This is a genomic window from Bradyrhizobium zhengyangense, assembly GCF_022012435.1.
Lineage (GTDB): Bacteria > Pseudomonadota > Alphaproteobacteria > Rhizobiales > Xanthobacteraceae > Bradyrhizobium > Bradyrhizobium zhengyangense.
This window is the reverse complement of sequence record NZ_JAKLUA010000047.1, coordinates 1-12,648: the sequence shown is the minus strand read 5'-3', so window position 1 is coordinate 12,648 and position 12,648 is coordinate 1. Positions and strand designations below refer to the sequence as shown.

The window sequence follows — 12,648 nt, the reverse complement described above, 5'->3', positions numbered from 1 at the left end:
GAATCAACGGGCCTCCGCCTCAACCAACCATGCCCGCCGTACGTCACGCCATCGTCGATCTCATCCTTCGGCCGCCGTCTCAGCAATGCCCATATTGCCGAAAGCAAATCCTTGAAAAACAGCGGCCAAAACACATTCTGCCAAAGTAGTGCTAGGGCCGATAGCTCACTCCACTGCGTACCAGCGCACCAGCCGCGGTGCGGCCCAGTCGGTCACGACGGATTCGATTAGCCATCGCCCCGGCGATGTCGCGGCAAAGGCGATGCGTTCGGTCTGGCCGGGCTCGATGGCGAGCGTGTCGAGCCAGTAGGGTTTCCAGCCGTCGTCGAGCTTGTCGAGCAGGCGGAAATGATGGCCATGCAAAGAGAAGACGGTGGCGACGGGGGCGGGGTTCTTCAAGGCCAGCACGACGGTGCGGCTGGCCTTGGTGCGGAAGGCGGGGTCAGAGGCCGTAGAGAAGTCTGCCGTCCGCGCCCATCCGGTGTCGGGCACACCAAGCGCGACATCCAGCCGCAGGGCCCCTTTGAGGTCGAGCTTTTCGGGCAGATCGTTCGACGGCAGCGGTCGCGGTGGCAGGAGAGGCGCACGCCGCTCGAACCAGCCGGTGACCATGAGGGCCCCAATCCGGCGCGCCTCCTTGCCATCGTGCAGCAGGAACTGGGCCGATCTGGCTGTATCCACAAAAGCGTCGGCGCGCCCACCTGGGGCCAGCACCAGAGCCCCGTTGCGCGCCGGGAACGGTTCGGCGGGCTGGCCGTCCAAGGCCATGACTTGGACTTCGTGGCCCTCCAATTTGATCGCCAGAACAGAACGTTGCGAGCCATTGATAAAGCGCAGCCGCAGCCGCTGGTTGCCCAAGGCTGAGAGTTCGAATGAAGTCTGCCCGTTGATCGTATAGAGCGGCGTGCTGTCTTTGGGATCCTGGCCCGGCGGGACCGCAGTGCCATCCGGCCGCAGGCGCCATTCCTCGATCAGCAGGACCTCGTCGCGATCGACGGAGACGGGCCCTGTCTCCTCGGCAATGATCGGAAGCGGCCGCGCGGGCTGCTTCAGTTGGTCTTCGAATAGCCGGAAGTCAGTCAGCAGGGTTCCCGCGCTTGATATTGAAATCGTTGATGTTTCCGTGGCTCCTGGGGCTGTGGGCGCGCGTCCCCGTTGGGGGTCGGCCACGGCTGCGCCGTTCAAACCGTACCAGGCTGGCGCAAGTGGCACAGGCAGGTCGTTTCGAAACACCACTTCGCAGAGGTCGCCGCGCCTGAGATGGACGCCCTTGGTGTGACTTGCGGCGGCAAGTTCCCAGATCGGCGTAGCGCGTTGGCCAGGCCTCAGGTCCAGGGATGCGGGCTTGGCCTGAAGGAGGACTTGGGCCGTCGGGAGCGGAGCTGCGGCGCCGGCCACGAACCCGGCCGCCGGGGCTCCGAGGGAGGCTCCCAGCCCGGCCAGAACCTGACGCCGATCAGGGGCAAAAATCCGCTGTCTCATGCTGCGATCCGGACCACGCGGCGCTGGATAAGTCCAGCCATCGTGCCTACTTGAAGGCTGCCTCCATCAGGCCATTTTTTTGCTGCGAACAGTCGGGCACATGCTATAAGCCCGGCCGCCCGCGGCATCGCGGCCGGTCTTGATGCAACTTCACGCGGGCGTGGCGGAACTGGTAGACGCGCTGGATTTAGGTTCCAGTGACGAAAGTTGTGGGGGTTCGAGTCCCTCCGCCCGCACCAAGCGCTTATCGCGTTTGCACGGATTACTGAGGGGCCTTGGCTCCCGTGCGGAAGTTATTCCGTCTGGGGCCGGGCTCGATGAACCACCGGCGTTGAGGCGTTTGCCTCGCGCCGGATCGATTAATGACAGCGTCCCGACGCGGGTAGCGTTGCCGGGACCGAACGAGAAGAAGATTGGACGCCATGCAGGTCACAGAAACCCTCTCGGAAGGTTTGAAGCACGAGTTCAAGATCAGCGTTCCCGCGTCTGATCTCGACGCCAAGGCCGGCGCCAAGCTCGTTGACCTCAAGGACAAGGTGCGCCTCAACGGCTTCCGTCCCGGCAAGGTGCCGGTCACTCACCTCAAGAAGGTCTATGGCCGCTCGGTGATGGCCGAGACCATCGACCAGACCATCCGCGACACCAACACCCAGCTGTTTTCCGAACGCGGTTTCAAGCTCGCGACCGAGCCTAAGATCACGATGCCGACCGAGCAGGCCGAGGTCGAAGAGCTGCTGAGCGGCAAGACCGATCTGACCTATACGGTTGCGATCGAAGTTGTGCCCGCCATTGCGCTTGCCGACTTCAAGTCCTTCCAGGTCGAGAAGCCCGTCGCCGACGTGTCCGATTCGGACGTCGACGAGGCGATCAAGCGCATCGCCGACACCAACCGCGGCTATGCCGCCAAGGCCGAGGGCGAGAAGGCCGCTTCCGGCGACCGCGTCACCATCAACTTCAAGGGCACCATCAACGGCGAAGCCTTCGAGGGCGGTACCGGTGAGGGCATTCAGGTCGCGATCGGTTCCAACACCTTCATTCCGGGCTTCGAGGAGCAGCTGATCGGCATCGGCGCGAACGAGACGCGCACGCTGAAAGTGTCGTTCCCCAAGAACTACATGAGCGAGAAGCTCGCGGGCCAGCCGGCCGAGTTCGAGACCACTGCGACGCTGATCGAAGCGCCGCAGGACATCACGATCGACGACGAGTTCGCCAAGACGCTCGGCCTGGAATCGCTCGACAAGCTCAAGGAAGCTGCGCGCGAGCGTCTGGCTGCCGAGTTCGCCGGTGCGACGCGCCAGCGCGTCAAGCGTGCGCTGCTCGACCGCCTCGACGAGGCGCATCGCTTCGAGGCGCCGCCCTCGCTCGTCGACGAGGAGTTCAATCTGATGTGGAACTCGGTCAAGGCCGAGATGGACTCCGCCGGTAAGACCTTTGCCGACGAGGATACCACCGAGGACAAGGCCAAGGAGGAGTACCGCAAGATCGCCGACCGCCGTGTGCGCCTCGGTCTCGTGCTCTCGGAGATCGGCGAGAAGAACAAGATCACCGTGACCGACGACGAGGTCGGCCGCGCCGTGATCGAGCGTGCGCGCCAGATGCCGGGCCGCGAGAAGGAAGTCTGGGACTTCTATCGCAACAATGCCCAGGCATTGGCCCAGCTTCGTGCACCGATCTATGAGGACAAGGTCGTCGACTTCATCCTCGAGCTTGCCAACGTGACCGAGAAGAAGGTCTCGCGCGAGGACCTGTACAAGGACGACGAGGAAAAGACTGCAGCCTGAAGGCTTTGACGCAGTCTTCTATTAAGGATGATCAGCGAACGGGCCCAGCTAGCCAGATGGCCGGCTGGGCCTTTTTGCGAGAATCAGCTTCAAGTGCCGCAAAGGGCCCGATGGATTAAGCCTTAATTCGCTCCGCACTTGTCTGGCGCGAATTGGGCTATATCTGTCGGTACCTACGCGTTCTACCTCTACCAACTTCCTGCATCACGGGACGTCCATCGGCCTTCCGGCACATCCAGTCCGACTGGCAGCCAAGACTGGCGATGTCCGCCTCTAAAACCCTAGGTGACTCATGCGCGATCCGGTTGAAACTTACATGAACCTCGTGCCCATGGTGGTCGAGCAAACCAACCGTGGCGAGCGCGCCTACGACATTTTCTCGCGCCTGTTGAAAGAGCGCATCATTTTCCTGACCGGTCCGGTCGAGGACGGCATGTCGACGCTGGTCGTCGCGCAGTTGTTGTTCCTCGAAGCGGAGAATCCGAAGAAGGAAATCTCGATGTACATCAACTCGCCGGGTGGCGTGGTGACGTCGGGTCTTGCGATCTACGACACCATGCAGTTCATCCGCCCGCCGGTCTCGACGCTGTGCACCGGCCAGGCTGCTTCGATGGGCTCGCTGCTGCTCGCCGCCGGCGCGAAGGACATGCGCTTCTCGCTGCCGAACGCGCGCATCATGGTGCATCAGCCCTCCGGCGGCTTCCAGGGCCAGGCCACCGACATCATGTTGCACGCGCAGGAAATCCTGAACCTGAAGAAGCGGCTCAACGAGATCTATGTGAAGCACACCGGCCAGACCTACAAGTCGATCGAAGACGCGCTGGAACGCGACAAGTTCCTGACCGCGAACGACGCCAAGGAGTTCGGTCTGGTCGACAGGGTCATCGACAAGCGCGCCGAAGAGGCCGCGCCTGCGAAGACCCCGTAGCACTACCGGGACTGCGACGGCGATCCCCGAAATGAGCGGAGATTGCCAGAACGACGTTCACGTCGGGAACGCGTTCGCGAGGGCGCAAAAAGCACATTTTTGCGCCCTGCGGCAAGCAGAAAGTTCCGCTTTCGTGCTCGTTTTTCGTGGTAATCCAGCAACGTCGGGGTGATTTCGGTCACTTCACCCGTGCCAAGACCTGAAATCACGGTATTGTAACGGGTAGCCGACGACCCCCGATTAGCGAATTCTTGATAGTCGGGTGACAGCATGGTTGGCTACGATTGATCGGCTATGATCGCGGAGAATCGAGTGACCGTGATTCGCACGGGATGTAACGCGTAGGGTCTTTTTTGGTACGGAATTTGCTCTATTTGAGTCCCTTGCCCGCCAACGTTTCGGGATGGGACGATCGAGCGGACGGATCGAACCGCGGACGGAGACATGAATGAGTAAGGTCGGCACGAGCGACTCCAAGAACACGCTATATTGCTCGTTCTGCGGCAAGAGCCAGCACGAAGTCCGCAAACTGATCGCGGGTCCCACGGTCTTCATCTGCGACGAGTGCGTCGAGCTCTGCATGGACATCATCCGCGAGGAGAACAAGTCCTCGCTGGTCAAGTCGCGCGACGGCATTCCGACGCCGAAGGAAATCTGCAAGGTCCTGGACGATTACGTCATCGGTCAGAGCCATGCGAAGAAGGTCCTGTCGGTCGCGGTGCACAACCACTACAAGCGCCTCAACCATCAGACCAAGCACAACGACGTCGAGCTCGCGAAGTCGAACATCCTGCTGATCGGTCCGACCGGCTCGGGCAAGACGCTGCTCGCGCAGACGCTTGCCCGCATCCTGGACGTGCCGTTCACGATGGCGGATGCGACCACGCTGACCGAAGCCGGCTATGTCGGTGAGGACGTCGAGAACATCATCCTGAAGCTGCTCCAGGCCGCCGACTACAATGTCGAGCGCGCCCAGCGCGGCATCGTCTACATCGACGAAATCGACAAGATCAGCCGCAAGTCCGACAATCCCTCGATCACGCGCGACGTGTCGGGTGAGGGCGTGCAGCAGGCGCTGCTGAAGATCATGGAAGGCACGGTGGCTTCGGTCCCGCCGCAGGGCGGCCGCAAGCATCCCCAGCAGGAATTCCTGCAGGTGGATACCACCAACATCCTGTTCATCTGCGGCGGTGCATTCGCCGGCCTCGAGAAGATCATCTCGGCGCGCGGCCGGTCCACCTCGATTGGTTTCGCCGCCCAGGTGATGGCGCCGGAAGACCGCCGTACCGGCGAGATCTTCCGTCACGTCGAGCCTGAGGATCTCTTGAAGTACGGTCTCATCCCCGAATTCGTCGGTCGTCTGCCCGTCGTGGCGACGCTCGAGGATCTGGACGAGACCTCGCTGAAGAAGATCCTCACCGAGCCGAAGAACGCGCTGGTGAAGCAGTACCAGCGGCTGTTCGAGATGGAGAACATCGAGCTGACCTTCGCCGACGAGGCGCTTGGCGCGGTTGCCCGCAAGGCGATCGAGCGCAAGACCGGCGCGCGTGGTCTGCGTTCGATCCTCGAAGCGATCCTGCTCGAGACCATGTTCGACCTGCCGGGCCTGGAAGGTGTGGAAGAAGTCGTGATTTCCCGCGAAGTTGTGGAAGGCACGGCGCGTCCGCTCTACATCTACGCCGATCGGACCGATCGCGCGGTCGAGAACGCCAGCGCCTGATTTCCCGGCGCTGGATCGCTTCCCGTCGTCTTTCACAGTAGCGGCTGCGGACATGTATTCCGCAGCCGGAATTGCGTCGCTTACCCACGTGCGTAAGCGCCTGATGGCGCGTGTTTTTCAATGACTTGACACCCCCCCGGTCGATAGCCACCTAATGTCGGCGGCGAGCGAGAATTCTGTTCAAGATTCGCCTCTGTTTCGATCCGGCAAGCCCGGTTCAACCTACGAAGGGTAGACCGGTTTTGTGGATCACCTCGGCACCTTGTGGCGGTTGCGCACCGGATGCGGGCTGCGTGCGAGGGGGCAAAGCAAAAGGAAAAGGCCATGACTAATCCAAAACCCCGGCCAACCATCGTCCATGGCGAGACGCACGCTTATCCCGTGTTGCCGCTGCGCGATATCGTCGTCTTCCCGCACATGATCGTTCCGCTCTTCGTCGGTCGCGAGAAGTCGATCCGCGCGCTCGAAGAGGTGATGAAGAACGATGCGCTGATCATGCTCGCGACGCAGAAGAACGCGTCCGACGATGATCCGGCGCCCGATGCCATTTACGAGACCGGTACGCTTGCCAGCGTGCTGCAGCTCCTGAAGCTCCCCGATGGCACCGTGAAGGTGCTGGTCGAAGGGCTCGAGCGCGCACGCGTGTCAAAATACACCGATCGCGCCGACTATTATGAAGCCACCGCCGTTGCGCTCGCCGACACCGATGCGAAGTCGGTCGAGGCGGAAGCGTTGGCGCGCTCCGTCGTGTCCGACTTCGAGAGCTATGTGAAGCTCAACAAGAAGATCTCGGCCGAGGTCGTCGGCGTCGTGCAGGCGATCACCGATTTCGCCAAGCTCGCCGACACCGTTGCTTCGCATCTCGCGGTCAAGATCGCGGATCGGCAGGGCATCCTCGAGACGCTGTCCGTCACCACGCGCCTGGAGAAGGTGCTGGGCCTGATGGAGAGCGAGATCTCGGTGCTGCAGGTCGAGAAGCGCATCCGCTCGCGCGTCAAGCGCCAGATGGAGAAGACCCAGCGCGAGTATTATCTCAACGAGCAGATGAAGGCGATCCAGAAGGAGCTCGGCGACGACGACGGTCGCGACGAGCTCGCCGATCTCGAAGAGAAGATCGCCAAGACCAAGCTCTCCAAGGAAGCGCGCGACAAGGCGCAGCATGAATTGAAGAAGCTGCGCCAGATGTCGCCGATGTCCGCGGAAGCGACCGTCGTGCGCAACTATCTGGATTGGCTGCTGTCGATCCCGTGGAACAAGAAGTCCAAGGTGAAGAAGGACCTGGAGCAGGCGCAGGCCATCCTGGACTCCGATCACTATGGTCTTGAGAAGGTCAAGGAACGTATCGTCGAGTATCTCGCGGTGCAGTCGCGCGCCAACAAGCTGACGGGCCCGATCCTTTGCCTCGTCGGACCTCCCGGCGTCGGCAAGACCTCGCTCGGCAAGTCGATCGCGAAGGCGACCGGCCGCGAGTTCGTGCGCGTGTCACTCGGCGGCGTGCGCGACGAAGCCGAGATCCGCGGTCACCGCCGCACCTATATCGGCTCGATGCCCGGCAAGATCATCCAATCGATGCGGAAGGCGAAGTCGTCCAATCCGCTGTTCCTGCTGGACGAGATCGACAAGATGGGCGCCGATTTCCGCGGCGATCCGTCCTCGGCCTTGCTCGAGGTCCTTGATCCCGAGCAGAACGGGACGTTCGCCGACCACTATCTGGAGGTCGACTACGATCTGTCCAACGTCATGTTCATCACGACCGCGAATACGCTCAATATTCCCGGCCCGCTGATGGACCGCATGGAGATCATCCGGATCGCGGGTTACACCGAGAACGAGAAGGTCGAGATCGCGCGCAAGCACCTGATCCCGAACGCGGTGTCCAAGCATGGCCTGGACTCCAAGGAATTCTCGATCGACGACGACGCGCTGCTGCTGTTGATCCGCCGCTACACCCGCGAAGCGGGCGTGCGTAACCTGGAGCGTGAGCTCTCCACACTCGCCCGCAAGGCGGTGAAGGAGCTGATGATCTCCAAGAAGAAGTCGGTCAAGGTCACCGAGAAGACTCTGGAAGAGCTGCTCGGCGTGCCGAAGTACCGCTTCGGCGAGATCGAGAGCGAGCCGCAGGTCGGCATCGTCACCGGCCTTGCCTGGACCGATGTCGGCGGCGAGCTGCTGACCATCGAAGGCGTCATGATGCCCGGCAAGGGCAAGATGACGGTCACCGGCAATCTGCGTGACGTCATGAAGGAATCGATCTCGGCGGCGGCGTCCTACGTCCGCTCCCGCGCGATCACCTACGGCATCGAGCCGCCGCTGTTCGACCGGCGCGACATCCACGTGCACGTGCCCGAGGGCGCGACGCCGAAGGATGGTCCGTCGGCGGGCGTGGCCATGGCCACCGCGATCATCTCGGTCATGACCGGCATTCCGGTCCGCCACGATGTCGCGATGACCGGCGAGATCACGCTGCGCGGTCGCGTGCTACCAATCGGCGGCCTGAAGGAGAAGCTGCTGGCTGCGGCCCGCGGCGGCATCAAGACGGTGCTCATCCCCGAGGACAACGCCAAGGATCTGACGGAGATTTCCGATGCGATCAAGGGTGGCATGGAGATCATCCCGGTTTCCCGTCTCGATGACGTCATCGCCAAGGCGCTGGTGAAGAAGCCCGTGCCGATCGTCTGGGAAGAGGACACCAAGGTGACGGTGAAGCCGGACGGGGATGAGGCCGCCGGCGGCCTGACCGCCCACTGAGATCGCAGATCGAAAAGATGATAAAACGGCGCCTTCGGGCGCCGTTTTTGCTTTGGGAGAAGGGACGATCGTGATGCAGGTCGATGGGCAATGCCATTGCGGCAAGATCACGTTTGAGGCCGAGATCGATCCTGAGGCGGTCTCGGTCTGTCATTGCCGTGACTGCCAGGCCCTCACGGGATCGCCGTTCCGGGTGACCGCCATCTGCACCGCTGATGACGTCAAGCTCACCGGCGGCTCGCCCAAGATCTATGGCAAGCGTGGCGACAACGGCCGAATGCGCTTCCAGCACTTCTGCGGCGAGTGCGGTTCCCCGCTGTTCACCAGCGGTGAAGGTGACCAGGCCGACGACTGGGGCATCCGCTGGGGCTCGATCCGCCAGCGCGATAAATTGCGCCCGGTCAGGCAGATCTGGTGCCAGTCGGCGGCTGTGTGGATCGACGCGGTGCCGCTGCTGCCGGGCCGGCCAGGGGACTAAGGGGTTTGCCCAGCCGAAGCTCGTTGCCCAAAGCCCGCCTTCGCCTAACGGCTTCGGCGCGGCACCTTCACTCGCTTCGCGTCAATGAAGTTCCTGGCTGGCTTGCCTAGCCGTAGCCCGCGAAGCGGGCGAAGGCTGGTGGGCGGTCACGGATTCGAACCGCGGACCCTCTCGGTGTAAACGAGACATAAGCCGCGCCGCACACTGAAAATGCAGCGATTTCGTTGCATCATGTTGCGTTTCGTTCACGGTCAACGCATCCGTTTCTGTTGCGTATCTGTTGCGCTAGTCCGGCCAGACCGATGCGAGGCGATCACGCTGTCGAAGCCGCCCGGTATATGGTGGCCGTAGACCTTCTTGATGATCTGGATCGACACGCCGCAATAGTCGCTCACCTTGTCGATGGCGACGCCGTTCCGCAGCATCCAGGAGATCGCCGTGTGCCGCATCGTATGAGGAACCACTTTTAGCTCCTTAATGTCGGAGGCGAGCCCTGCCTTCTCAACCACCTTATCCCAGCCCTTGCTCACGCGCTGTACAGGCGTACCCTGGTGTTCAACGACGGCGGTTGTCGAAATGCCAAGCCGCTGCCAGCGGCGAATGTGACCGAGTAACTTGGGATGCAGATCAACAGTGGGCTGCCGTTTGTTGCTCTGCTTCTTGCCGTAGGCCAACCGTCGAAACTGGCCGGTCTCTAGGTTGATGTGCCCGCGACCAATCGTTGGGATCAGTGCCGCGCTACAAATCGCGCCGGCTCTCGTGCCGGTGTAGAGGGCCACGAGGATGAACCTGGCGATATGACGGGAAGTGTAGCGTCCGGTCTCCTTTCCGTCGCGCACCTCGCGCTTCCGCCAGGCCGCCAATACCAGCCGGGCTGCCTCGTTGACCGTTAGCCAGCGTTCCCTAGCAGGCGCCGCATCCGGTAGAACCGGCCGGAATAGTGTTTGCACGCCACCGACCATGTCGCGGATGTGGTGGTTGATCGCTGCCGCCATGGTCTCAAGCTCGCGACGTGCCGCACTTTGGGATCCACGTTGCGCGGCGTAGGCACGCTGCAACGATCCGTTCAATTCACCGATGGTGCGTTCACCGAAGAACTCACCGAGGTTCTCGATCATGGCAATGCCCGCCTTCGGTCGCGCGCTGGTGGCGATCTTTTCCTCCATATAGACAGACAGAGCATCCGCTACCTTGATCTTATTGGGATCACCGCCGCAGCGGCCTGCCCTGGGGTCGTGTTTGCTGACGATGTATTCGGCAAGTTTTCTCTCAGCTTCGCCGCGTTCGCCTTCAGCGCAGCCAGTGCCGATGGTTCGCTGGCCGTCGCGGATGGTCCACATTGCGTTGCGACCTTTGGCTTTGTAGAGCGAGAGACGGGCACCTTTGCTTGGACGCGGCATAGCTGTTTCATCTCCTCAATGGCGGCGAGCGTGGTGAAGTGTTTGCCTCTGATCTCGTAGATTGTAAGCAGGCCGTCAGAACCGAGCCGACGCATTGCACTTACCGAAATTGAGCCGTCTGGAAAGGCGATGCTGGCAGCGTCCTCAAGTCGAAGCATTCTGTTTGACGGGACGTTCTCCAGCGCCACCGGCAGTGCGCTTTTTCTTGCAACCTTGATGCGCTCCGGATTTTCGTCGTCAGCTAACTCCGAATGCGCCGCCTGGAACTCCCCGAAGTCGGCCGCCCACCTTTCCGAGAGGCGTTCCCAAAGAGCGCCCATGTTGTCGAGATGCGAAAAGTCAGGCTCGGGACTGCCGGCTCTCCTGGCGCGTAGCCGGTCCAAAAACGTCTGGGCGCCTTGAGCCTCTGACTGTCGCTTGCTGGAATAAGCGCCGATCACTGGAGCGGCCCGGCACTGCTGACCGGCTCGGCACGGCGGCTCTTGCGATCCAGCGATGTCATCCGCGCTCGGATTGACTTGACGATCTCGGCGTTCATCGAGACCTGCGTTCTTACTGATCGCTGCTTCAGCCAATCGCGAACATCTTGTGGAACCCGAAGAAGAAATTGAGGATCATTGCGGGCCATGCTGTAACCTCCAGAGAAATTGCATCGCACGATATAGCACAGTGCGACTATCGGAACAAGCCGGGAACAATGATGGCCAAGAAGGCGGTGCGCTCTACTGGTCGCGGATCGGACCAATTCGTTTTGCGCTTGCCTGAGGGAATGCGCGATCAAGTCGCTGCGGCGGCAGAGCAGACCGGCATGTCGATGAACGCTGTGATTGTAAAAGCTCTAGCCCTTCACCTCAAAATCGTGGGGGACGATCTTAGCGATCAAGTGTCCCAACTTTGGACAAAGGTGGAGGCGCTGGAAAGCGCAGTAGCTGACCTTCGCGAGGAGATGCACCCTAGCTTTGACCCCAGCGATTAGCGGATGAAACGAACCCTCCCCATAGCGCACACTTACCTTCCCGGTGCGGGGCGCTGCATCTACTGTTGGCCAGAACATTTGACGACCGGCGCCCTAACACGCGAGCACATCATTCCGAAAGCACTGCATGGACAACTGATCCTTCACCACGCCTCGTGTGCTGAGTGTGCTTCAATCATCAACAGGGAGATTGAAAACCCCACATTGCAGTTCATGTGGAAGACGCCAAGGACGCACCTGGGAATGCCTACTTCCAGTCGCCCCGAGACGTTGCCTATCGGTACTTGGGTGGCTGAAACGTCGGCTTGGCCCAACATGGACGAAGTTGATTTTCGGTTTGAACAGTTGGACGTACGAGACCACCCGTTCACGATCATCTTTCCAAAGTTCGCGCCACCGGGACTGCTGTGGGATCAAGAGGCGTCGCCAAATTTTACATTGACAGGGATGTCGGCTTACCGAGCACCCGAAGCACCCACGCCAGCTATTCGAGATCGCCAGTCCGCAGAGTTTCAGCCGTTCAACCCTGCAGTAATATGCCGCTCAATCGCAAAAATTGCGCATGCGGCAGCGGTGGCCGAATTTGGTTTTGACGCTTTTGTGCCGTTGCTCCCCAGCATTATACTTGGGCACGATCCGAACATAGCGCACAAGATCGGTAGTACCCTCACGCGAGGTCGAAAGCGAGACGTTCTTCACGAGGTCGCTTTGTTCGTCACGCGCGGTCACTTGGTAGCAAGGGTCCAACTCTTCGCCCAGTTCGGTATCCAACCATTTCTTGCGGTAGTAGGCCGCGCACTACCGCGCCTCACTGAATGGAGCATTAGCTGTCGACTGACATCGCAGCCGACCGGGCCAAAGAACTCCTAGCTTGGTTGGGATGCACAGCGATGCTCGCGGTAGTGGATACATGAAGCGCGATAGAATAACTGCACCTCTTGATCGAACCCAGAAGCGTAGCCAAACGTCGCATCCGGCGCGACACTTTATGTTCGCGGTCTGTTGCGAGACATCCGAGACACCATGAGACTGCGCGATAGTAGAAATCGATTGCAGGTTGTAGCGCGGCAATCTGGGTAGGAAGTGCGCGGCGATCAGGATGGCGAGGCAGTGTCGCGGCCTGATGATGATTGCC

At 61.1% G+C, this 12,648-nt stretch carries 10 protein-coding genes, 1 tRNA gene and 1 pseudogene; 8 read left to right on the top strand and 4 right to left on the bottom strand.

Annotation, left to right across the window (positions count from 1 at the left end):
• Positions 1–165: 165 nt before the first annotated feature.
• The gene (locus L6637_RS41475) at positions 166–1,482 is read right to left on the bottom strand and encodes a multicopper oxidase domain-containing protein (RefSeq protein WP_237874360.1); all 1,317 of its coding nucleotides are present in this window, start codon (positions 1,480–1,482) and stop codon (positions 166–168) included.
• 154 nt (positions 1,483–1,636) lie between these two features.
• Between L6637_RS41475 and L6637_RS41470 the strand changes: the two genes are divergently transcribed.
• The 6 genes from L6637_RS41470 (at position 1,637) to L6637_RS41445 (ending at position 9,137) form a co-directional block, all read left to right on the top strand.
• Positions 1,637–1,721 (top strand) — tRNA-Leu (locus L6637_RS41470).
• A 183-nt stretch (positions 1,722–1,904) separates the two neighbouring features.
• A complete protein-coding gene (gene tig / locus L6637_RS41465) occupies positions 1,905–3,263 on the top strand; it encodes a trigger factor (RefSeq protein WP_237861842.1) in 1,359 nt (452 codons plus the stop codon).
• Positions 3,264–3,555: 292 nt separating this feature from the next.
• Entirely contained in the window at positions 3,556–4,191 is a 636-nt protein-coding gene (locus L6637_RS41460) for an ATP-dependent Clp protease proteolytic subunit (RefSeq protein WP_237861844.1), read from the top strand.
• Between the two features lie 448 nt (positions 4,192–4,639).
• A complete protein-coding gene (gene clpX / locus L6637_RS41455; protein WP_018642420.1) occupies positions 4,640–5,911 on the top strand; it encodes an ATP-dependent Clp protease ATP-binding subunit ClpX in 1,272 nt (423 codons plus the stop codon).
• A gap of 324 nt (positions 5,912–6,235) precedes the next feature.
• Positions 6,236–8,659, top strand: a complete 2,424-nt coding sequence (gene lon / locus L6637_RS41450) for an endopeptidase La (RefSeq protein WP_237861846.1) — start codon at positions 6,236–6,238, stop codon at positions 8,657–8,659.
• A 73-nt stretch (positions 8,660–8,732) separates the two neighbouring features.
• Complete coding sequence (locus L6637_RS41445; protein WP_237874362.1) at positions 8,733–9,137, top strand: GFA family protein; 405 nt, start codon at positions 8,733–8,735, stop codon at positions 9,135–9,137.
• Positions 9,138–9,388: 251 nt separating this feature from the next.
• On the opposite strand, the gene L6637_RS41440 is transcribed toward L6637_RS41445, so the two are convergent.
• Entirely contained in the window at positions 9,389–10,537 is a 1,149-nt protein-coding gene (locus tag L6637_RS41440) for a tyrosine-type recombinase/integrase (RefSeq protein ID WP_237874358.1), read from the bottom strand.
• A gap of 436 nt (positions 10,538–10,973) precedes the next feature.
• Positions 10,974–11,165 carry an Arc family DNA-binding protein gene (locus tag L6637_RS41435; protein ID WP_237874357.1) on the bottom strand — a complete coding sequence of 64 codons (192 nt, stop codon included), beginning with the start codon at positions 11,163–11,165 and terminating at the stop codon, positions 10,974–10,976.
• Positions 11,166–11,234: 69 nt separating this feature from the next.
• On the opposite strand from L6637_RS41435, the gene L6637_RS41430 reads away from it, so the two are divergent.
• Positions 11,235–11,513, top strand: a complete 279-nt coding sequence (locus tag L6637_RS41430; protein WP_237874355.1) for an Arc family DNA-binding protein — start codon at positions 11,235–11,237, stop codon at positions 11,511–11,513.
• 3 nt (positions 11,514–11,516) lie between these two features.
• Positions 11,517–11,699: pseudogene (locus L6637_RS42985) on the top strand (HNH endonuclease); the annotation flags it as partial.
• Positions 11,700–12,056: 357 nt separating this feature from the next.
• Here the strand turns inward: L6637_RS42985 and L6637_RS41425 are convergent.
• Positions 12,057–12,284 (bottom strand): hypothetical protein, encoded by a 228-nt coding sequence (locus tag L6637_RS41425; protein ID WP_237874352.1) that lies wholly within the window; start codon positions 12,282–12,284, stop codon positions 12,057–12,059.
• Positions 12,285–12,648 lie beyond the last annotated feature (364 nt).